We start from the raw sequence: 21,927 nt of genomic DNA, 5'->3' as shown, positions 1-21,927 counted from the left end.
GAATTTCAAGGAGCATCCATGAACAAGACCATCAACCTCTCATTGACCTCCGACGAGATCGAAATGCTGGTCGATGCGCTCGAGGTCGACATGGAAGGCTACGTCGAATCCGCCAAGGAAGCCCGCGGCAACGGCAACCGGGCCGACGTACAGACCTTCACCGAAGCGGCCACGCGCATTCAGAACCTGATGGCGAAGTTGCAGGACTTCGTGGAGGAGTGAGAAGCTTCGGGCGGAGCCGGTCAGGCTTCGCCCTTGGCCTTTTCGTGGTGGCGAATGACCTCGTCGATCACGAAGCGGATGAACTTTTCCCCGAAATCGGGATCGAGGTTGGCTTCCTCTGCCAGCTTGCGCAAGCGCGCGATCTGCCGTTCCTCGCGGGAGGGATCGGAGGCCGGGAGTTTGTGCTCCGCCTTGTAGGCGCCCACGGCCTTGGTAATGCGGAAGCGCTCGGCCAGGATGTGGATCAGCGCGGCGTCTATATTGTCGATGCTCGCGCGGAAACCGGCGAGAACGGGGTCGGGAGCGGTTGTGTCCTGGGTCATCGTGGGGCTGCGCTAGCACGGGTTTCCGGGCTCTGCCAGTCGGACAGTTTGCGCGATTCATGGTGTTTGCACTTGCGTTAATCGCGCGCAGCGCCCAATGCGCCGGACGATGAGTGCAGATGTCGTCCCCCTGCGCCCGCGCAGGCAGCAGCCTTCCCTTGCTCCCATGCTGGCGCTTACCGCCCCCGGCATGAACAGCGTCAATTCCGTTATTCTGGATCGGATGCAGAGCGAGATTCCGCTGATTCCGGCGCTTGCCGGCCATCTGATTTCGGGAGGCGGCAAGCGCATGCGCCCGATGCTGACGGTCGCCGCCGCCGAACTGTGCGGTTACCAGGGCACCCGCCACCACAAGCTCGCAGCTGCGGTGGAATTCATCCACACCGCTACGCTGTTGCACGATGATGTCGTCGACGGTTCGGACCTGCGCCGCGGCAAGGCGGCTGCCAACATCGTATATGGCAATCCGGCCACGGTTCTGGTGGGTGACTTCCTGTTCACCCGCGCATTCGAGCTCATGGTCGAGGACGGCAGTCTCAAGGTGCTCAAGATCCTCTCCAAGGCCAGTTCGGTCATCGCCGAGGGCGAGGTCGACCAACTGACGGCGCAGCGCAAGATCGAGACGAGTGAAGAGCACTACCTCCAGATCATCGGCTCCAAGACGGCGGCCCTGTTTGCCGCGGCCACGCGCATTGCCGCGGTTGTGGCCGAAAAGAGCGAAGCCGAGGAACAGGCCCTGGACGCCTATGGGCGCAACCTGGGCATTGCTTTCCAGCTCGTCGACGATGCCATCGACTACGATTCGGAAGCGACCGAATCGGGCAAGGACAAGGGCGACGACTTCCGTGAGGGCAAGATGACCCTGCCGGTGATCCTCGCTTACGCGCGCGGCGATGCAGAAGAGCGCAAGTTCTGGGAAGATGCGATCGCCGGCTTCCGCACCGAGGACGAAGACCTCGCCTATGCGGTCGAACTGATCAACCGCCACGGCTGCGTAGAGGCAACCCGCGAACGCGCGCGCCTCTACGCGCAGCGCGCCATCGATGCCATTGCCGGTTTCCCGTCCGCGGAGGCGCGGGCGGCCATGGCCGAGGCGGTAGAATTCGTCGTCGCCCGCCGCTATTGAGGCATTACGCGGTTTCCGATGGCGGAAGCTGCAATATCGGCGTAATTGCAGTGCAATTCAGGCTCTCATAGTCGACCGAGTGATGCTTTCCCAACCCGATCGGGCAGTTACGGGCTATCGCCCCGGTTCGCCCCGCCAACGTCTGGTTTCCACGGTGTTGTCCGCGGCCATCATCGTGCTTGGCCTGCTGGTGGCAATCTATCAGTCGCAGGTCGAGCCGCATTTGGAGAGCCGCAAGAACCCGGTCACGTTCGATATTGCCGGCAGGGATTCGGAAGCGGGACAAAAAGCCCAGCAGAAATCCGAAGAGCCTGAAAAGCGAGAGCATAAGCAGCCGGAACCCGAGCAGGCGGTGGCAAAGACGAAAACGCCCATCGAGACACCGGTAGCCCGGGATAAACCCGCTTTCACATTCCTGAAGCTGTCGAGCGCAGACATGGCCGCAGCCGACATCGGCAACATGAATCGGTCCGGGGGCGGTGAGGCGGCCGGCTCCGGCGCGACATACGGCCCCGGGGAAGGACCCGGCGGGGCGGTCCTTTACAATGCGGACTGGTATCGGGAGCCCACGAATGCCCAGTTGGGCGGCTACCTGCCGGCGACCGCTCCGAGCGAAGGTTGGGGCATGATTGCCTGCCAGACTCTGGATCACTACCGCGTCGATAATTGCCAGATCCTGGGGGAATCGCCGCGTGGATCCGGGTTCGGGCGTGCGGTTCTCGATGCCGCCTGGCAATTCCGAGTCGTTCCGCCACGCCTCAATGGTAAACCTCAGCTTGGCGCGTGGGTGCGCATTCGCATCGAGTATGGAACGACAGCGAGGGCTTCGGGCTGATCTCTTGCCGGCGATTTTATTCCACCGCTGTTTTATTCCACCGCTGTGTGTGCTGCACCGTCATCGCCGGGTTCGTCCCTGATCCGATCGAGCAGTTCGTGCAGCGGCATTGGTCGATGGAGAAAGTATCCCTGTACCAGCGAGAAACCGGCCAGTCGGGCACTGATCAGCTGACTTTCGGTTTCGATGCCCTCGATCACGCATTCCAACGACAACGCGCGGGCAAGGTTGCGAATTGCAGTGATGAGGCGCCGGCCTGATGATTCATCCAGGCGAGCGGCAAAGCTGCGATCGATCTTCACCATGTCCAGGGGCAGGCTGTGCAGCGAGGAGAGGCTCGAATAGCCGGTTCCGAAGTCGTCCAGCGCAATACGCGCCCCTGTGGCGCGCAGGCGCCGCAGGGCGATGTCGGCCATCTTGATGTCCGTGATGAGCGATGTTTCGGTAATCTCGAAAATCAGCCTGTCCGGGTCGCAGCGGGTCCGGGCCATCCGCTGCAGCAGGGCGGTAATCGTTTCGCCATCGCACAGGTTGTACCCTGACAGGTTGAAGGACATGCACAATCGATCGGGAAGCGAATTGAGCGCCGTTAGAGCCATATCGAACAGGATCAGCGTCACCTCACGGGCCCGTCCCACGCGCTCGGCAGAGGAGATGAGCAGTTCGGGAGATATCTCTCCGAGCTCAGGCGACATCCAGCGAGCGAGGCATTCGACGCCTACCGGTGCGAGTTCATCGGTTGCCACGATCGGCTGGTAGACCAAGGTAATTTCATGGGCGAGGCTGGCAGTCTGCATGGCCGCGTCGATTGCCTGTTCCGAACGGATCAGCTTTTCGAGGTCTCTGGAAAAAATGACGCAGCGGCCACGTTTGTGCCGTTTGGCGTGGTAGAGGGCGAAGTCGGCGCGATCGAAAAGCAGATCTGCCTTCATCGCCGTGTCGGGAAAGACCGCCAACCCCGCCGAGCATCCTACGGAAACGAGCGTATCGGCGATCCGCACCTTTTCGTGAATGGCCTTGCACAGCACCTGTGCGAGGCTCTCGGCCTCCTCCGGCCCGGCCATGACGATCATTCCGAACTCATCCCCGCCGAGCCTGGCGACAATCGCATTATCCGGGCACTGAGCTTTAATTCTGCTGCCGATTACCTGAAGCAGGCGATCGCCGTGTGCATGGCCATGGGTGTCGTTGATGGGCTTGAAGCGATCGAGATCGATGAGTCCGATCGTGAAGACATCTCCGGGCCCGGCCTGCTCGAGCAATCTTTCCAAGGCTGCGAAGAAGTAACGCCGGTTCGGCAGGCCGGTGAGGGCGTCGGTCTGGGCCAGCCGGGCATTTTCCTCGCCAAGAGCCTGGGCTTGCCGGCGCTCGCTATGCAACTCTCGCTGCGACAATTCGAGGCGGACGAAGGAATCGTAGTAGTCGCGCAGAACCTTGATCAAGATAGCGGCCACCAGCGCGATATTCACCGCGCTGGCCACGAGGACTTCCGAGCCGGTCGCAAAGCAGTAGACAAGGAAGCTTCCGAGCACCGCGACCGTGACGAGCATGGCTGCAATCGGCAGGAACGTGAGGCAGAATATGCAGCCGAGTACGGTAACCGCCACGAATATGGCGACGTGGCCGTGCTCGTAGGGACCGCCATAACGATCCAGCATCAAAGCCCAGCACAAGTAGGCGACCGATAGAACGACGGCAAGGACCATGACTCGCTGCAGCCGCCTCGTTACGAAAGCGACATCCAGGTCCTGGCTGGTGACGGGACGCATCCACACGAGCATTCTGATCACGCAGATGGTGATCAGAATGGCCGGAACCGTAAGTACAAGCGGCCCCGGGGCAAGCTCGCGGTGGGTATACGCCAGGATGGCGGCATTCATCGAAAGCAACCCGTAAAGTGCCGGGATGTGTTCGCGTAGTCGCAAGAACTGCGCTACCGGGAGAGGGTGCTGGCCGGCGGAACTCATTGTATGAATACGGACTCGTCTTTTGTCCATGTGGGGTACTGCCCCAGTAATGGAGAAGGGTTTAGGAATTGTGGACAGTCGCCGACAACAAGACGGTTTGTATTGAAGATGACATGCAATGTCATTTCTCAGCTTACGGCGTTCAGGTTTTGGAGGCCTGAGCTTTCTTCCGGCTTCCTCAGCCCCTAAGAGGACGCCGGTGAACGACCTGCCCGTCCTATCCGTGCTGCCAGATCTACTGGCAGCTTTGCATCAGGCCACCGGCGCTGTCCTTATCGCGCCTCCGGGGGCAGGCAAGACCACTCTGGTGGCACCTGCCCTTCTCGACCAGGCCTGGTGCACGGGCAGGGTCATTCTGCTGTCGCCACGCCGCGTCGCCGCCAGGGCGGCGGCTGAACGCATGGCGGAGCAGTTGGGGCAAAAGCCGGGCGAAACGATCGGCTATGTCACGCGTCTCGACGCCAGACGGTCGGCCGCGACCCGTGTGCTGGTGATGACCGAGGCGATCTTCGTTTCCACGATCCTTTCCGACCCGGACTTGTCCGGCGTTTCGGCGGTCCTGTTCGACGAAGCGCATGAAAGGCATCTCGACAGCGACCTGGGTCTGGCCCTCGCCATCGAAAGCCGGGACGTTCTGCGCGAGGATCTGCGGCTTTTGGTCATGTCTGCCACCATCGATGGATCGCGTTTCGCGAAGCTCCTGGGAGCGCAAACGCCGGTCATCGAAAGCGAGGGCAAGGCCTGGCCACTTGAACTGCGCTGGCTGGGCAGCGCTCCTGAGCTACGTGTGGAGGACGCCATGGCCTCGGCCATCGGGACGGCATGGCGCGAAGAGGAAGGGGACGTGCTGGCATTCCTGCCCGGGGTGCGGGAAATCGAACGCGTGGCCGAGCGTTTGGCCGAAAGGCTGCCCCAAGCACTCGTCCTGCCGCTCCACGGCCAGTGCGAGCCTGCTGCCCAGCGTGCCGCGATCCGCCGCGATCCCCAGGGACGCCGCCGCATTGTGCTGGCGACCGCAATTGCCGAGACGTCGCTTACACTCGATGGCGTTTCCGTGGTGGTGGACAGCGGCCTGGCGCGCCGGGCCGAGTTCGACAAGGCTGCCGGAGTGACCCGACTGGTAACGCACCGCGCGAGCCAGGCGTCGGCTGCCCAGCGAGCAGGGCGCGCGGCGCGGCAGGGACCGGGCGTCGCCTATCGTTTATGGGAAGAGGCGGCGCACGCGGGGCGTCCGGCATTCGATCCGCCGGAGATCATGACCAGCGATCTGGCTCCGTTGACGCTGGCGCTGGCAAAATGGGGCAACACAGATCCGAGTGCGATGGCCTGGCTCGATCCGCCGCAGCGACCCGCTCTGGAGGCCGCAACTAGGGGGCTGGAATCGCTCGGCGCCCTGGACGGTGCGGGCCGTATCACCGAATTTGGGGCCAAGGTCGCCAGCTTGCCGATGGACCCGGCTCAGGCCGCGATGATTCTGCGAGCCACGGAACTTGGCGGCGGGGGCGTTGCAGCCAAGTTGGCGTTGTTGCTGCAGGAACGCGGTCTTGGCGGGCGCAGCGACGATCTCGTACAGAGGCTCGCACGCTGGAATGGCGACCGTTCGACGAGAGCGGAAGCCTCGCGCAAGCTGGCCGCAGGCTGGGCCAGGCGGGCCCGTTCTCTCGTTTCAGAAGGGTCTGCGAGAGGGGAATTCCCGGCCGGCGTCCTCCTTGCACTCGGCAGGCCGGAGATGGTTGCGCGGCGACGGGATGCCGCTGGCGAGACCTGGCTGTCGGCCGGGGGCAGGGGCTATGTGCTCGATCCGGCATCTCCTCTGGCCGCACGCGAATGGATGGTGATCGGCGATGCGCAGGGGCAGGCAAAGGGCGCGCGAATTCTCTCCGGTGCCTCGCTCGAGGAGTCGGAAGTGGAGCAATGGCTCGGGGAGAGGATCGAACGTCGTTCCGTCCTCCGCTGGAACGACGAGGAAGGGCGCGTCGAGGCGCGGCTCGAACGCCGTCTCGGCGCGATCACCCTGTCTAGCGGGCCCGATCCTTCGCCCGATGCGGACGCTATTGTCGCATTCCTGCTCGACCGGGTGCGACAGAAAGGACTGGGGGTGGTGCCTTTCGGCAAGTCCAGCCTCTCCTTGCTGTGCCGCGCGCGCTATGCCGGAATCGAGGCGCTTTCGGAAGCGGCGCTGCTGGACCACCTCGACGAGTGGTTGGGGCCGTTGATGGGCCGGCGGCTCGATGCCGTGGACAAAGGCGCACTGGGTGGGGCGCTGCGTGGCAGGCTGACCTGGGAAGATCAGCAGGCGATGGAAAGACTGGCGCCCGCCGAGTTCCGCAGTCCAGCGGGAACTGCCCACGCAATCGACTACGAAGATGAAGGCGGCCCGAGCGTGGAAGTGCGTGTGCAGGCCCTGTTCGGTCTTGATCGCCATCCCACGTTCGGACAGCCACCACAACCCTTGCTGCTCAAGCTTACGTCGCCGGCGGGGCGTCCGATCCAGACTACGCGCGACCTGCCTGGTTTCTGGCGCGGCTCCTGGAAAGATGTCCAGCGTGAGATGAAAGGGCGCTATCCCAAGCACCGATGGCCCGACGAGCCGTGGACCGAAGATCCCAGCCTCAAGACCCGCAACGCGTTCGAGGCAACGAAAGGGAAGTGATTTCGTCTTGATTTTCGCCGCGATTCGGAGGCAAAGCGCTGCTTCATGAGTGCACGCATCTATCAACGCCCGAAGAACGCCATGCAGTCCGGCAAGGCGCTTCTCGATCAGTGGGTCCTCGAATTCGCCCCGGCAGAGGCCAAGAAGCCCGATCCGCTGATGGGCTGGGCAGGTTCGGGTGACACGCAGCAGCAGGTAATCTTGCGTTTCCCGACTTGCGAGGATGCCAAGGCCTATGCCGAACGCTACGGCATCGAGGTGGAAGTGCACGCGACGCCCCCACGCCGTTTGAAGATCCAGGCCTACGCCGACAATTTCCGCTGAGCCGGTAGTCCGGCCCTGTGGGGGACTGGACAAACGGCCGGACGACAGCCATATGGCCGCCCGGGAGTCGGGTGGACGTTTGCGTCCGCCAACCTGGTCAGGTCCGGAAGGAAGCAGCCACAACGGATTGCGGCGGGTCGCTCGGCTCCTTCATCGCCACATCGTAGCGTAAAACGTGCCCGCCGGGCGTGACCTGATCGCGTTTGGTCCCTACCTTGAGAAGCGATGGACGATTCACGCGACATGTTTGGCGATTCCCCTCCCTGGAACGATGGAGAGGAGGACGACGCCGCACCCAGCGCCGCCGAGCTTGAGGCGGCCGGCCAGTCGTCGATGTTCGGTGCACCCGCCCCCGAGCCACCTGAACCGCAGGAAGTGCCAGAACCAACCGCCGCCGAACTCGAGGCTGCAGGGCAATCGGCCATGTTCACCGCTCCGGCGGAAACCTCTCCCACGCCTGCCGCTGCATCGGCAAGCCCGCCGGCAGGAACGCCCTCGCAGCCCTATCGCGTGCTGGCGCGCAAGTATCGTCCGCAGACTTTCGGGGAACTGATCGGGCAGGAAGCGATGGTGCAGACCCTCGCCAATGCCATCAAGCGCGACCGCCTGGCTCACGCCTTCCTGATGACCGGCGTGCGCGGTGTCGGCAAGACCTCGACAGCGCGCCTGATTGCCAAGGCGCTGAACTGCATAGGGCTTGACGGACAGGGAGGCCCGACCATCGATCCCTGCGGTGTCTGTGAACCCTGCCGCGCAATTGCCGAAGGCCGGCATATCGACGTGATCGAGATGGACGCCGCCTCGCACACTGGCGTCGACGACGTGCGCGAGATTATCGAGGCAGTGCGCTACGCTGCCGTTTCGGCGCGCTACAAGATCTACATCATCGACGAAGTCCACATGCTTTCGCGCAATGCGTTCAATGCCTTGCTCAAGACGCTCGAAGAACCGCCGGCGCACGTGAAGTTCCTTTTCGCGACGACGGAAGTGGAAAAGCTCCCGGTTACGGTGCTCTCACGCTGTCAGCGCTTCGATTTGCGCCGCATTCCAACGCCGATGCTGGCCGAGCACTTCGCCAAGGTCTGCACCAACGAAGGTGTCGGCGCCGAGGAAGAGGCGCTCGCCATGGTGGCGGCCGCGGCCGAAGGGTCGGTGCGCGACGGCCTGTCGATTCTCGACCAGGCCATTGCCCATGCCGACCTCGACGGCGAAGGAAAGGTGCGTGCCGAGAAGGTCCGTGACATGCTGGGCCTGTCGGACAAGTCGGTGCAGCGCAAGCTGTTGGGCGCGATCCTCGACGGCGATGGAACGCAACTTCTGGAGCTTGTCGCGCACCAGTTTTCGCTGGGCGTCGAACCGCTGGCAATGATGCGCGGGTTGATGGAGCTGGCCCATCGCATTGCAGTGGCTCAGGTAGGGGGGCACGCCGACGTGCCGTCTGCGGAGGAGCGCGAGGCCATCGAGGGCTGGGCAAAGGCCATGCGTGCCGGCCAGTTGCATCGCCTCTGGCAGTTGCTGCTCAAGGGGCATGAAGAGGTCAAGTCGGCGCCAGATCCGCTGGTTGCAGCGCAGATGGCGCTGCTCAGGATCATGCACGCTTCCGACATGCCCGACCCCGGGGCGCTGGTGAAGAAGCTGGAGGAACTTGCATCGCGCGCTCCCGCGCCTGACTCCACGAACGGCAGTGGGGTGGCGCCCTCGGGCGCGCCTTCGGCATCGGCCGCGGCTCCTTCGGCCGTCGCGCCGCGATGGGAAGCGCTGGTCGACGATGTCGAGCACCACGGGCAGCCGGTCGCGGCCAATGTCATGCGCATGCAGGTGCGCGTGGTCGAACTTGCGCCGGGCCTCCTGCGCTACACGCAGCCGCCGGGCTTTCGCGAAGACATTTCCGCCCAGCTGCGTGCCGCCCTGTCCGACGCCACCGGCGAACGCTGGCAGGTCGAGCGCGTGAACGCCGAAGGGGTTTCGACGCTGGTGGAGCAGGCCGAGGCGAGCAAGGCGGCCGATACGCAGGCGGTTCGCAGTTCGCCACTGGTGGAGGCGACGCTTGCGGCTTTTCCGGGGGCAGAACTCATCGAAGACGACCGTCCCGCCGCGATCGGCGGCGGGTCGCGCAATTGGAGACGCTGACATGAAATCGATGGAAGAGATGATCCAGGCGGCCCAGCAGGCTGCCGAAACCATCCAGCAGCAGATGAACGAGACCCAGGCCAAGCTGGACCAGCTTGAGGTCGAGGGCCTTTCCGGTGGCGGGCTGGTGAAGATCCGCTGTTCCGCCAAGGGTCGGGTTATCGGCGTGTCGATCGACGATAGCCTGATGCAGCCGTCGGAGAAGGGCATGCTGGAGGATCTCGTGGCTGCCGCTTACAACGACGCACGCGTCAAGGCAGATTCGGTCGCGAACGAGGAAATGGCCAAGGCGCAGCAGGGTATGGGGCTGCCTCCAGGCTTCAAGATGCCGTTCTGACAGCCGGGTGATGACCTGAGGGGAAGGACCACGAGGCGCTGCATGCGCATCCACAGGTTTCCTCCCCAATCCATTGCAAGGCGGAATAGACACCCCATATCGTCGGCTGAATGCTGCGGAGAGGGCTGATACTTTTCCGCATGCGATGAAATGGATGGATTCTGTGAACCTGCTACCGCTTCTTCCGCTGCGTGACATCGTCGTCTTCCCGGGCATGGTCGTGCCCCTGTTCGTTGGTCGCGAAAAATCGGTTGCCGCTCTGGAAGCGGCGATGGCCGGCGAGAAGGATATTTTCCTGCTCGCCCAGCTCGATCCGGGCTGTGATGATCCGGACCGCGACGATCTCTACGATACCGGCGTCGTCGCCAGCGTGCTGCAGCTTCTCAAGCTGCCGGACGGAACCGTCCGCGTGTTGGTCGAGGGGCAGGACCGTGCGCGGCTGAATGCGCTGCGGACCGAACCGAGCGAAGACGGCGACATGCTCGTGGCCGAAGTCGAGACAATCGAACCGCTAGAGGCTGAGGGAACCGAGGTCTCGGCAATGATGCGCTCGGTGATCGACCAGTTCAACGAGTACGCGAAGCTCAACAAGAAGTTGAGCCAGGATGCAGGCGATCAGCTCGACGACATCGAAGATCCGGCGAAGCTCGCCGATACCGTGGCGGCGCAGCTTTCGGCCAAGGTCTCCGACAAGCAGGCCGTGCTCTCCGAAGCCGATCCGCTCAAGCGCCTCGAGATGGTCTATTCCTTCATGGAAGGCGAACTCGGCGTTCTGCAGGTCGAGCGCAAGATCCGTGGCCGCGTGAAGCGGCAGATGGAAAAGACACAGCGCGAATATTACCTCAACGAGCAGCTCAAGGCGATCCAGAACGAACTGGGTGGCGGCGATGGCGATGAAGCCAACGAGCTTCAGGAGCTGCAGGAGAAGATAGAGAAGACGCGCCTTTCCAAGGAAGCACGCGAAAAGGCCACGGCAGAGCTCAAGAAGCTCAAGTCGATGCAGCCGATGAGCGCGGAAGCGACCGTTATCCGCAATTATCTCGATGTGCTGCTGGGTCTGCCCTGGGGCAAGAAGAGCAAGCTCAAGCGCGATATTTCCTCGGCTCAGGACATTCTCGATGCGGACCATTACGCGCTCGACAAGGTCAAGGACCGGATCATCGAATATCTCGCCGTTCAGGCGCGGACCAACAAGCTGAAGGGGCCGATCCTGTGCCTCGTCGGCCCGCCGGGTGTGGGCAAGACCTCGCTGGGTAAGTCTATCGCCAGAGCGACCGGACGCGAATTCGTGCGCCAGTCGCTGGGCGGCGTGCGCGACGAAGCGGAGATCCGCGGGCACCGCCGAACCTACATCGGCTCGCTGCCGGGCAAGATCGTCACGAACCTGCGCAAGGCGGGCAAGTCCAACCCGCTGTTCCTGCTCGACGAGATCGACAAGCTGGGCCAGGACTTCCGCGGCGATCCGGCTTCGGCACTGCTCGAAGTGCTCGATCCCGAACAGAACTCCAAGTTTCAGGACCACTATCTGGAACTGGACATCGATCTGTCCGACGTGATGTTCGTGTGCACAGCGAACTCGCTGAACCTGCCGCAGCCGCTGCTTGACCGCATGGAGATCATCCGGCTCGAGGGCTATACCGAGGACGAGAAGGTCGAGATCGCTCAGCGTCACCTGATCGAGAAGCAGATCGAGGCGCACGGGCTCAAGAAGGGCGAATTCACGCTGACTGAAGAGGGTCTGCGCGATCTTATCCGCTACTACACCCGTGAAGCGGGCGTGCGCACGCTCGAGCGCGAGATCGCGCGGCTGGCGCGCAAGTCGCTGCGCCAGATTCTCGAAGGCAAGGCGACCGAAGTCGTCATTACGCCTGAGAACCTCGCCGATTATGCGGGTGTCCGTAAGTTCCGCCACGGCGTTAGCGAGGAGGAGCATCAGGTCGGTGCGGTTACGGGCCTTGCATGGACCGAAGTCGGCGGCGAACTGCTGACGATCGAAAGCGTCACCGTTCCCGGCAAGGGCGCCATCAAGGCGACCGGCAAGCTGGGCGAAGTGATGAACGAATCGATCCAGACCGCCTGGAGCTTCGTGAAGGCGCGCTCGCCTGCCTATGGCGTGAAGCCGAGTGTGTTCAACCGCCGCGACATCCACATCCACTTGCCCGAAGGCGCCGTTCCCAAGGACGGACCGTCGGCGGGCATCGGCATGGTTACCTCGATCATTTCGACCCTGACCGGTGTGCCGGTACGCAAGGACGTCGCCATGACCGGCGAGGTCACGCTGCGTGGCAGGGTGTTGCCGATCGGCGGGCTCAAGGAAAAGCTGCTGGCGGCGCTGCGCGGCGGCATCACCACCGTCCTCATTCCCGAGGAGAACCGCAAAGACCTTGCGGAGATTCCCGAGAACGTTAAGGAAGGCCTTGAAATCATTCCGGTCTCGCACGTGGATGAAGTCCTGTCGCGCGCGCTTACCGAGCCGCTCGAAGCGATCGAGTGGACCGAGGCGGACGAACTGGCCGCTGCGCCCGTGCACAGCGCAGCGCCTTCCGCCACCGCACACTGATTTGAACAGGCCGGGGCGTCGCTTTTCGTGCGACGCCCCGGCCTTCGCAATTTTCAGTCGCGTTCTGCGAGCTGAAAGCAATCGTCGTGCGCAGATGCTTGTCACGCGCACGTACTGGCGCTAACGCGCCGCCCTCGTGCGGAAACGCTTTTTCCGCATGGGCCAAAAGAAGGAATGTGAAATGGGTTACCGGGTAGCCGTTGTCGGTGCGACCGGAAATGTCGGCCGCGAAATGCTCAATATCCTCGCCGAACGCGAGTTTCCCTGCGACGAGATCGCAGCGGTCGCTTCGCCCCGCTCGACGGGAACGGAGATCGAATTCGGCGAAACCGGCAAGATGCTCAAAGTGAAGAACATCGAGCATTTCGATTTCACCGGCTATGACATTGCACTGTTTGCCGCGGGGTCGGGTCCGACCAAGATCTATGCGCCCAAGGCCGCCTCGCAGGGCTGCGTGGTGATCGACAACTCGTCGCTCTACCGCATGGAGCCCGACATTCCGCTGATCGTGCCGGAAGTGAACCCGGATGCGATCGACGGCTATACCAAGCGCAACATCATCGCCAACCCGAACTGCTCCACCGCGCAGATGGTCGTGGCGCTCCAGCCGCTTCATGAAAAGGCGAAGATCAAGCGCGTCGTTGTCTCGACCTACCAGTCGGTTTCCGGCGCAGGCAAGGCGGGCATGGACGAACTGTTCGAACAGAGCCGCGCGATTTTTGTCGGCGATCCGGTCGAGCCCAGCAAGTTCACCAAGCAGATCGCCTTCAACGTGATCCCACACATCGACGTGTTCCTCGACGATGGTTCCACCAAGGAAGAGTGGAAGATGGTCGTCGAGACCAAGAAGATCATGGACCCGTCGATCAAGGTACAGGCTACCTGCGTGCGCGTGCCGGTCTTCGTGGGCCACGCCGAGTCGATCACGCTCGAGTTCGAGGATGAGATTTCGGCCGAGGAAGCACAGGATATCCTGCGCGAGGCTCCGGGCTGCATGCTCGTCGACAAGCGCGAGGACGGCGGATACGTCACCCCCGTCGAGTGCGTGGGCGACAGCGCAACCTACATCAGCCGCGTGCGCGAGGACCCGACCGTGGAGAACGGTCTGGCCCTGTGGTGCGTCTCCGACAACCTGCGCAAGGGCGCCGCGCTCAACGCCGTGCAGATCGCAGAGCTGCTGGGTCGTCGCCATCTCAAGAAGGGCTGACGGACGCTACAGTTCTGAATTGAAAAAGGCTTCCGGAGCAGATGCTTCGGGAGCCTTTTTCATGTGGATTTGGCGAATTGACGTGCCGCAAGGCGCAGTGCGATGTCTTGGGACATGCCAGCAGGCAAAGGAGGAAGCCTCATGTCGAAAAGCAACTTCAAGGATTGGCCGAACATGGCCAAGACCCTCAATCCCGCCGTGGGAGAGCTCAAGCGTTCGTCGCCGGGGCCGATGCAGGCGTTCTCCGAAATGGGCAAGGCGGCGCTGGAGCCGGGCGCGCTCGACACCAAGACCAAGGAGCTGATTGCGCTGGCCATTTCCGTGGCAGTGCGCTGCGACCCTTGCGTCACCTATCATTCCTCCGCCGCGCAGCGTCAGGGCGCGACGCGCGACGAGGTGGCGGAAGCCATGGGCATCGCCGTCTACATGGGTGCAGGCCCCTCGGCGATGTATGCCGCCCAGGCACTGGAGGCTTTCGACCAGTGGGACGAAAAGGCGAAGGGCTAGGCTTTCGCGAGTTTGCGCCGTGGTCTAGCTTGCAGGCATGACCCGAACCATGACCGGTGGCTGCCAGTGCGGCCACATCCGATATACTGCGCGGCTCGAGAGCGATGACGCGTACTTGTGCCACTGCCGCATGTGCCAGAAGGCGACCGGCGGGTTTGCCGCAGCGTTCGTGCAGGTTCCGACCACCGCGGTCGCATGGAATCGGGAACCGGACTGGTATGAGAGTTCGCCCATTGCCCGCCGCCCTTTCTGCTCACGGTGCGGATCGCCGCTAGGCTTCGATTTCAAGGAGAGCAGCGGCGAGATGGATCTTACGGTGGGAAGCTTCGACGAACCGGAATATTTCCACCCGGTTGCCCATGCAGGCTGCGAAAGCTTGCATGAAAGCTGGCTGGATACCAAGGACTTGCCACGGCATTACACAGCAACGACCGAGAGTGTTGCTTCGCGCTGGAAAGCGGCTGGTCTGGAGGTCCCCGAGTGAGTGAAGTGCGCAAGGATTACGTGGAAGGTTTCGGCGGGACCCGCCTTGCGATCCATAGCATGGGTCAGGGCCGACCGCTGGTCCTGCTGCATGGCCTGTTTTCCAGTGCTCAGGTAAACTGGATCAAGTTCGGCAACGCGCAAATCCTGGCTGATGCGGGTTTCGAGGTCATCATGCCGGATCTGCGCGCCCACGGGGAAAGCGAGGCGCCCCATGATCCGCGGCTCTATCCTGAGGACGTGCTGGTTGAGGATCTGCAATTTCTTGTTGGCGAACTGGGGTTGGACGACTTCGACCTGGGCGGCTTTTCGCTCGGCGCGCGCACATCGGTGCGGGGAGTCTTGGCCGGTTTGGAGCCGCGCAAGCTGATCCTGGGTGGAATGGGGCTGTCCGGTCTCGCCGGTTGGGCGCGCCGGAGTGCGCATTTTATCGACGCCATAGACCGTTTCGGGAACATCGAGCGGGGGGAACCGGCGTTTGTCGCGCAGGCATTCATGAAGACCATGAACGTGGACAGGGTAGCCGCCCGACTTCTGCTCGGTTCGGTGGACGATACGCCGCCCGAAGCGCTTGAGAACGTAACGATGCCGACATTGTGCGTGTGCGGCGCCGACGACGGAGACAATGGGTCGGCTCCCGATCTGGCTGCAACGCTTCCCCAAGGCACCTACAAGGAAGTGCCCGGCAACCACATGTCTTCGGTCACATTCAAGGAAATGGGCCGCGCCATGGCTGAATTTCTCCAGTCGTAACCTCAGCTGGAGGATCGCTGGCCATGTCTCCGAACCCTATTTGGAGCCGGAGCATTCCGTTTCCGCCGATGCCAGTACTGCGGGCACACGCTTGTCGCGCCCGTAAATATCCGGCTCGATGACGAAAGTGCCGTCACCTAGCTTCGTCGCCGTGAAATAGGTGATGTAGACGGGAAGCGGTTTGGGCAGGTTTATGGTGGTCGTTTTCCGACTGGCGACGATCTCGTCGACGTCTTCGCGAGACTTTACGCCGTCCAGCAGGGTCGTGGCATAATCCAGCGCGTTACCGACGCGTATGCAGCCGTGGCTGAAGGCTCTCACTTCCCTGGAAAAGAGACTCTTGCTGGGGGTGTCGTGCATGTACACGCTGAAGGGATTGGGCATCACCAGTTTCATCTGGCCAAGCGCATTGTTGGGGCCGGGCTTCTGGCTGAAACCGTTCGCCGTGCGGACATAGCCCAGACGGGCCGGAAAGTTGCCGTGCTTTTCGCGAATGATGCTTGCCGGAATGTGCCACCAGGGATTGAGAATGACGCCGGTGATCTTTGCGGAGAACACCGGGCTCGGCGTGGAACGCTTGCCGACTATCACCGGCCAAGTCTTCACGCGGCTGCCTGCCCGCCAGAGGCTGGCTTCGAAGCTCGCGGTATTCACCAGCACATAGGATTCGCCGAGCGAATGCGGCATCCAGCGCCAGCGTTCCATGTTGCGGGCAATCGTCTCGCGGCGCTCCGGGTCGGTCTCCTCTGCATAGGCCGAGCGCAACTCTGCATAGTCCGGGTGGGAGGGCAGGAGGTTCTCGAAGAAGGCGTCGATAGCGCCTGACACGACCGCGTCCTGCAAGCGCGATACCAGATCGATCGAGACGTCGGTGTCCTTGATGTGCCAGCCTGCACGCTGTGCGGGCTCGGCAATCCCGAAAAGATACATACGCGCGAGTTTCAGCGCCAGCGCGTTTGCTGCCTGATCGATGGCCGTCTGGTCTCCGCTGGCGACTGCGGTCCTCAGAGCGCTGATGTCCGGTGAAGGTAGAGCGTCGCGCGGGGCGCATCGGGCCCATCGTTCAAGGCTCTCCACTTCGCCGGGATTCCAGCTTTCCATCGCCAAGGTCGGTGTTGCCGAAACGGTCGATCCTTCCGGAGCAGTGTTGCTCTGCGGAGCGGCGGCTTCCGGTCCATCGGTCGCGCCGCAGGACATGAGGCCCAAGACCATCAATACGAGCGATAGAGGGCCCCGGAGCTTCATGCTTGAGGCATTGCTTTTCATTCCCATTTGGTAATGTAAGCATAATACAGCACTGCAACACAACGAGTTTTCGTATTCCGTTGTAGAGGTAACGGACCGGGGATCGAAAGGCAGGGCAGGCCGACCAGACGGGCGTAAAGGACCGCGACGGGTGGGATAAAAGTGACTGTCACGGTAATATCTCTCCAGCTCGATTGACCGTGAAGGTGCAAAAATTGTTTTTTTAGACACGTGTACAAGTTTGTACTTGGCGATTGTCGAGTATCCGTGCACCCGTAGGTCATAACAAGAGCCACTATCTGCTGACTGGGAAAACCAGCAGCAGCGGCAAGTGCAGGGAGAGGCATTTGTGATGGCTGCGGGAATCCGGGGATTAGCCATCCCCGCGTCTTTTGGCGGTATCTTCGGGCCCAGTGGCGCGTTCATGGGTGTTGCCGAAGCGACAGGCGATTATTGCCCAGCCCATTCTAAATCCAGCCTTATTTCTCCGCCGTTTTGCTTGCCGAGGGTTCTTCGATCGTTACCGTCAGATGTGGACACGTGTCCGTTGGAGCAAAGTCAGTGTCGAAAGACGTGGCCGTAGCGGGCACGCAAAATAGGGGAGAGAGGACATGAAGCGGAAATATCTGGGGCAGGCGTTTCGGCCTGTCAGTGGGGCGTCTCGCCGGGTGGCTGCCATTGTCTGCGCGACTACGGCGCTGACGGCACCGGCATTCGTGACGCCGGCCTTGGCGCAAGAGACCAGCAGCGTCGACAAAAGCGTGATCATCGTCACGGCACAGCGGCGCTCCGAGGCTTTGGAAGACGTGCCGATGTCAGTATCCGTGCTGAACGACGAGGCGTTGAAAAATGCCGGCGTCACGTCGCTGCGGGACATCCAGAATGTCACGACCGGCGTGCAACTGGGGCAGGGCGGCGCATTTCCGCAACCTTCCGTCCGCGGTGTCACAACCGTGATCAACGGTACGTACGAAAACAATGTCGCGGTCTACATCGATGGAATTTACCAGGTCAATCCGCAGACCATCAACATCGACTTGCCCAACATTTCGAGTGTCCAGGTTCTGAAAGGGCCGCAGGGCACGCTTTATGGACGCAACGCCACAGGTGGTGCGATCCTGCTGGAAACCATCACGCCTTCCGACTGGTGGCAGGGCGAGGCCTCGGCAACCTACGCGCGCTTCGATGACAAACGCTTCTCCGGCTATGTGGCCGGGCCCGTCTCCGATCGCGTCGGGATCAGCCTCGCGGGTTACCTGCGTCGCAGCGATGGCTACATGAAATTGGCCAGCCGCACGACTCCGGGGGAGACCGACGGCAATGCAGCGCCGCTCAAGCAGGATTCGATCCGGGCGAAGCTGAAGCTCGCGCTCACGGAGACGTTTACGGCAACGCTGGCCTACAATTATACCCGTGTCAGCGACGGGCGGGGCAACATGTTCACGACCTTCGAGAACGTGCCGCCGACGTTTCTCCTTCCCGGCGGTGAACTCCAGCCGACGAAGCTGGGAGTGGCTGCCTACGATATTGGCACGGAAGTCACCACCAAGCAGCATGAAGGTTCGTTGACGCTGCAATTGGATACGGCCATCGGTGTCGTCAAATCCATAACCGGTTACACCCAGAACCGGGCGCGAACGAGTTTCGACTTCGACGGATCCTATATTCCGCTGTCCTGGTCCACGAGCCGTATTCAGAACCGCACGTTCCAGCAGGCGCTGGACTTCACGGTAACGGCGATCGACCGCGTCGATCTCATCGTCGGTGGCACCTATTTCCGGGATCGGACCAAGTACATCGATCCCAATCAGTTCTATCTCGGCCCGGCAGTGTTCGGTGTACCGTATGATCCGGCAAATCCTGCCGGTCTTGATAGTTATGTAAAATTCTTCGAGGCCGATTTCGCCCAGACCAAGGAGGCTTGGGCGGTATATGCCGATGCCACGTTCCATGCGACTGATGCACTCAGTCTCAATGTCGGCGGCCGCTACAGCGAGGAAACCCAGGATCCCTGGGCCGTACAAACAAGCATTTCCCCGACGTCGACCCGCCCGGAGACGCGCGAACATGCAAAGTTCAGCAAGTTCACGCCGCGTGCCTCGATACGCTACGAGATAGCCCCCCGCACCAACGTCTACGCATCGTATTCCAAGGGATTCCGAAGCGGGGCTTTCAATGCGACGCTTCCTGCATGCATTCTCACCGACCCGGATTGCTACCAGCCTGCAAAGCAGGAAACGATCGATGCCTATGAGATCGGTTTCAAGACGGCCGGGTCGATGCTGCGCGCCGAGGTGGCGGCATTCTATTATGACTACAAGAACCTTCAGGTAAGTTCGACGATCACCTTGCCGGACGGCAGTACCTTCGTTGACGTCACCAATGCTCCCAAGGCGAAGATCAAGGGTATCGAGGGCAGCGTAGAATTCGAGCCGATCGAAAATCTCACCATCCGGGCCGGCGCGCTTTACCTGCATGCGCGCTACGGTTCGGGCTTCACGTTCAGCGGCACGGGCGTAAGTAACTCTCCGGCCGAAGGTGGGGGTGTCGGGATCAACAGCAGTTCCGATCCGCTCAAGACCTACCTAAACGTTTCGCAGGTGCAGGATCTTTCGGGATTGCAAATGTCCCGCGCGCCCGATTTCTCCGCCAATCTCGGCGTCGATTACTTCGTGCCGATCGGCAAGGGCGGTGTGCGCTATGCCGCCAACCTGAAGTATACGGATAGCTATGTGGTCACGAATCCGGCGGTCTGGGGAACCGGTTCGGGTGTGCCCGCCGACCGGCAGCGCCAACAGCGCTACCGCGAAGGGAAGTACGCCTTGTACAATGCTTCAGTGACCTGGACCGATCCGACCGACACATACTACGTTCGCGTGTTCGGGACGAACCTGTCCGATCACCGCTACCGTCTGCATTACAACGGCACCACGTCCTACGGCACCTATTCGCCGATGGCCGAGCCGCGGACATACGGCGTGACGATAGGCTACAAGTTCGACGGCGGAAGCTGATAGCAGGAGTGCCCGAACCCTGCGGGTTCGGGCACTCCAGTTGAGCATCACCGGAAGGGCGGCTCGTTGAAAGCGCGCAGCTTGCGCGAATGCAGACGGTCGCCCTGTTCGCGAAGCAAGTCGCACGTAATCAGCCCGATCTTGAGGTGGCTGGCGATGGCCTCCTCGTAAAAGCGGTTCGCTTGTCCGGGCAGCTTCAATTCGCCGTGCAGCGGCTTGTCGGATACGCACAGCAGTGTCCCGTAGGGCACGCGGAAGCGATAGCCCTGCGCGCTGATCGTGGCGCTTTCCATGTCGATGCCGATCGCGCGGCTGAGGCTGAAGCGCTTGGCCGATGCGGTGTAGCGCAGTTCCCAGTTGCGGTCGTCGGTGGTGACGATAGTGCCGGTGCGCATCCGCTTCTTGAGGTTCACGCCGCCACCGCCGCTGACGATTTCGGCCGCCTGCGCCAGCGCCTGCTGCACTTCGGCAATCGCCGGCAACGGGATTTCGGGCGGCAGGACCGGATCGAGCACGTGATCATCGCGCAGATAGGCATGCGCGAGCACGTAATCGCCGATCCGCTGGCTTTCGCGCAGGCCGCCGCAGTGGCCGATCATCAGCCAGGCTTCCGGGCGCAGCACCGCGAGGTGATCGGTGATGGTCTTGGCGTTGGACGGGCCGACGCCGATGTTGACCAGGGTGATGCCCGAGCGGTCTTCCTTGATCAGGTGGTAGGCCGGCATCTGGTGGCGGCGCCAGGCCGTGTCCGAGAGGCGTACACGGGCATTCTCGGTCGGGCCGTCGATGTAGAGCCCGCCGGCGCCCGAGAGGGCTACGTAACCGCCCGAGCCAACCTGCTTTCCGGCCCAGTCCACGAACTCGTCGACATAGCGGTGGTAATTGGTGAACAGCACGTAGCGCTGGCAATGTTCCGGGCTCGTGCCGGTATAGTGGGCAAGCCGGGCAAGGCTGAAATCGGTGCGCAGCCCGTCGAACAGGGCGAGCGGCTGCGGGTCGGCCTCGCCGAAGACGTGGATGCCGTCGGCGATCTCGTCGCCGATCATGGCAAGGTCGGTGCTCGGGAAGTGCTGCGCCAGATCCTGCGGCTTCACTGTGCCGATGGCGACGCCGTCAAGCACGTAGGGGAAAGGGATCTCCTGCGCCGAGCGGCTGACTTCGAATTCCACTTCGTACTCGGCTTCGAGTAGCGAGAGCTGTTCGGCAAGGTATTCGGCGAAGAGGCCGGGGCGGGTCACGGTGGTGACGTAGGTGCCCGGTGCTTCCAATCGGCCGAAGGCGCGCGAGGCGATCGCGGTGCGTTCCTTGCCGCGGTAGGTGATCCGCAGCTCGGGATAGGTCCAGAGCCGGTCGGTGCGGCGATCTGGCGCGGGCAGGGTGCCGTTCTCGATGAAGGCGATGATATCGCCCTTCAGGCAGGCTACGGCGGCGTCATATACGCGGACCAATTCCGCGAGGGTTTCTTTCATCATTTGCATGGCCATCTATCGCGCAATTCATGTTGCACTGCAATAGGTGGGGTTTTTGCATGCCAGTGTTGCAGAAAACGGAGGCGTTGCAGAAAAAGGAAAGGCCTCCGCTCCACCGGGGAGCGAAGGCCCTTGAATTCCTTGGCCAGCGACGGGGAAGCTCAGGCTTCCTCTTCGCCTTCGGCCGGAGCCTCTTCGGCTTCCTCGGTCGCGATCTCGCCGGGTTCGGCATTGGGATCGTAAGCCTCGGTGAAGCCCGAAGTGTCCTGTTCGAACATCGCGGCCATGACGTCGACGCCCTGCGCCTGCAGTTCGGCTTCGTCCGGCGAACGGGCGACGTTGACCTGCACGTTGACCGAAACCTCGGGGTGCAGGTTCACGCGCACGTCGAACACGCCGAGCGTCTTGATCGGGCGTTCGAGCACGATCATCTGCTTGGCAACGTCGGCGCCCTGTTCGTTGAGGGCTTCGACGATGTCGCGCACCGAAACCGAACCGTAGAGCTGGCCCGAGTTCGACGAGGCGCGGATCAGGACGACCTGCTTGCCTTCGACGTTGCTCGAGTGGCTTTCGGCAGCCGAACGCTTCTCGGCGTTCTCGGCCTCGATCTTCGCGCGGTTGGCTTCGAAGACCTTCTTGTTGCGTTCGTTGGCGCGCAGGGCCTTCTTGTTGGGAAGAAGGTAGTTGCGGGCGTAGCCGTCCTTGACGGAAACGACGTCGCCGATGGCGCCCAGCTTCTCGACACGTTCGAGGAGGATGATGTCCATGGGAA

Annotated in this window: 18 protein-coding genes and 1 other RNA gene; 14 read left to right on the top strand and 5 right to left on the bottom strand. The window is 62.2% G+C overall.

The features are described 5' to 3' along the window. Window positions 1–18: 18 nt before the first annotated feature. Entirely contained in the window at window positions 19–222 is a 204-nt protein-coding gene (locus tag LK12_RS13495) for a hypothetical protein (protein WP_039284579.1), read from the top strand. Window positions 223–242: 20 nt separating this feature from the next. On the opposite strand, the gene LK12_RS13490 is transcribed toward LK12_RS13495, so the two are convergent. Next, window positions 243–545, bottom strand: a complete 303-nt coding sequence (locus LK12_RS13490; RefSeq protein ID WP_039284576.1) for a chorismate mutase — start codon at window positions 543–545, stop codon at window positions 243–245. 109 nt (window positions 546–654) lie between these two features. On the opposite strand from LK12_RS13490, the gene LK12_RS13485 reads away from it, so the two are divergent. Then, a complete protein-coding gene (locus tag LK12_RS13485) occupies window positions 655–1,671 on the top strand; it encodes a polyprenyl synthetase family protein (protein ID WP_039285347.1) in 1,017 nt (338 codons plus the stop codon). An 82-nt stretch (window positions 1,672–1,753) separates the two neighbouring features. Then, a complete protein-coding gene (locus tag LK12_RS13480; protein WP_082010488.1) occupies window positions 1,754–2,506 on the top strand; it encodes an energy transducer TonB family protein in 753 nt (250 codons plus the stop codon). A 32-nt stretch (window positions 2,507–2,538) separates the two neighbouring features. Here the strand turns inward: LK12_RS13480 and LK12_RS13475 are convergent, their stop codons facing one another. After that, the gene (locus tag LK12_RS13475) at window positions 2,539–4,473 is read right to left on the bottom strand and encodes a putative bifunctional diguanylate cyclase/phosphodiesterase (protein ID WP_039284573.1); all 1,935 of its coding nucleotides are present in this window, start codon (window positions 4,471–4,473) and stop codon (window positions 2,539–2,541) included. Window positions 4,474–4,672: 199 nt separating this feature from the next. Between LK12_RS13475 and hrpB the strand changes: the two genes are divergently transcribed. The 10 genes from hrpB (at window position 4,673) to LK12_RS13430 (ending at window position 15,427) form a co-directional block, all read left to right on the top strand. Continuing rightward, window positions 4,673–7,126: an ATP-dependent helicase HrpB gene (hrpB, locus tag LK12_RS13470; protein ID WP_039284571.1), complete on the top strand. Its 2,454-nt coding sequence runs from the start codon at window positions 4,673–4,675 to the stop codon at window positions 7,124–7,126. 45 nt (window positions 7,127–7,171) lie between these two features. Beyond that, window positions 7,172–7,450: an ETC complex I subunit gene (locus LK12_RS13465; RefSeq protein WP_039284568.1), complete on the top strand. Its 279-nt coding sequence runs from the start codon at window positions 7,172–7,174 to the stop codon at window positions 7,448–7,450. A gap of 60 nt (window positions 7,451–7,510) precedes the next feature. After that, window positions 7,511–7,605, top strand: an RNA gene (ffs, locus tag LK12_RS24260) — signal recognition particle sRNA small type. A gap of 70 nt (window positions 7,606–7,675) precedes the next feature. Then, window positions 7,676–9,580, top strand: coding sequence for a DNA polymerase III subunit gamma/tau (locus LK12_RS13460; protein WP_039284565.1), 1,905 nt, complete (start codon window positions 7,676–7,678; stop codon window positions 9,578–9,580). A 1-nt stretch (window position 9,581) separates the two neighbouring features. Beyond that, window positions 9,582–9,917 carry a YbaB/EbfC family nucleoid-associated protein gene (locus LK12_RS13455; RefSeq protein ID WP_039284562.1) on the top strand — a complete coding sequence of 112 codons (336 nt, stop codon included), beginning with the start codon at window positions 9,582–9,584 and terminating at the stop codon, window positions 9,915–9,917. 154 nt (window positions 9,918–10,071) lie between these two features. After that, the gene (gene lon / locus LK12_RS13450; protein ID WP_039285345.1) at window positions 10,072–12,477 is read left to right on the top strand and encodes an endopeptidase La; all 2,406 of its coding nucleotides are present in this window, start codon (window positions 10,072–10,074) and stop codon (window positions 12,475–12,477) included. 181 nt (window positions 12,478–12,658) lie between these two features. Continuing rightward, window positions 12,659–13,684 carry an aspartate-semialdehyde dehydrogenase gene (locus LK12_RS13445; RefSeq protein ID WP_039285343.1) on the top strand — a complete coding sequence of 342 codons (1,026 nt, stop codon included), beginning with the start codon at window positions 12,659–12,661 and terminating at the stop codon, window positions 13,682–13,684. Window positions 13,685–13,825: 141 nt separating this feature from the next. Continuing rightward, window positions 13,826–14,191 (top strand): carboxymuconolactone decarboxylase family protein, encoded by a 366-nt coding sequence (locus LK12_RS13440; protein WP_039284560.1) that lies wholly within the window; start codon window positions 13,826–13,828, stop codon window positions 14,189–14,191. A 37-nt stretch (window positions 14,192–14,228) separates the two neighbouring features. Next, window positions 14,229–14,675 (top strand): GFA family protein, encoded by a 447-nt coding sequence (locus LK12_RS13435; RefSeq protein WP_039284557.1) that lies wholly within the window; start codon window positions 14,229–14,231, stop codon window positions 14,673–14,675. Next, entirely contained in the window at window positions 14,672–15,427 is a 756-nt protein-coding gene (locus LK12_RS13430) for an alpha/beta fold hydrolase (protein WP_039284555.1), read from the top strand. Before LK12_RS13435 ends, LK12_RS13430 begins: the two co-directional genes overlap by 4 nt. Window positions 15,428–15,463: 36 nt before the next feature. On the opposite strand, the gene LK12_RS13425 is transcribed toward LK12_RS13430, so the two are convergent. Next, on the bottom strand, window positions 15,464–16,672 hold the full coding sequence (locus LK12_RS13425; protein WP_052223383.1) for a L,D-transpeptidase family protein: 1,209 nt from the start codon (window positions 16,670–16,672) through the stop codon (window positions 15,464–15,466). A gap of 611 nt (window positions 16,673–17,283) precedes the next feature. Between LK12_RS13425 and LK12_RS13420 the strand changes: the two genes are divergently transcribed. Continuing rightward, window positions 17,284–19,686 (top strand): TonB-dependent receptor, encoded by a 2,403-nt coding sequence (locus LK12_RS13420; protein ID WP_039284552.1) that lies wholly within the window; start codon window positions 17,284–17,286, stop codon window positions 19,684–19,686. 47 nt (window positions 19,687–19,733) lie between these two features. On the opposite strand, the gene LK12_RS13415 is transcribed toward LK12_RS13420, so the two are convergent. Both LK12_RS13415 and rplI read right to left on the bottom strand, forming a co-directional pair. Beyond that, window positions 19,734–21,164, bottom strand: a complete 1,431-nt coding sequence (locus LK12_RS13415) for an AMP nucleosidase (RefSeq protein ID WP_039285338.1) — start codon at window positions 21,162–21,164, stop codon at window positions 19,734–19,736. Window positions 21,165–21,316: 152 nt separating this feature from the next. Further along, window positions 21,317–21,922 (bottom strand): 50S ribosomal protein L9, encoded by a 606-nt coding sequence (gene rplI, locus LK12_RS13410; RefSeq protein WP_039284549.1) that lies wholly within the window; start codon window positions 21,920–21,922, stop codon window positions 21,317–21,319. Between the last annotated feature and the right edge of the window lie 5 nt (window positions 21,923–21,927).

It is taken from the genome of Novosphingobium malaysiense (genome assembly GCF_000802225.1).
Classification (GTDB): domain Bacteria; phylum Pseudomonadota; class Alphaproteobacteria; order Sphingomonadales; family Sphingomonadaceae; genus Novosphingobium; species Novosphingobium malaysiense.
Note: the sequence above shows the minus strand (reverse complement) of the source record. Positions and strands in the feature narration are given on the sequence as shown.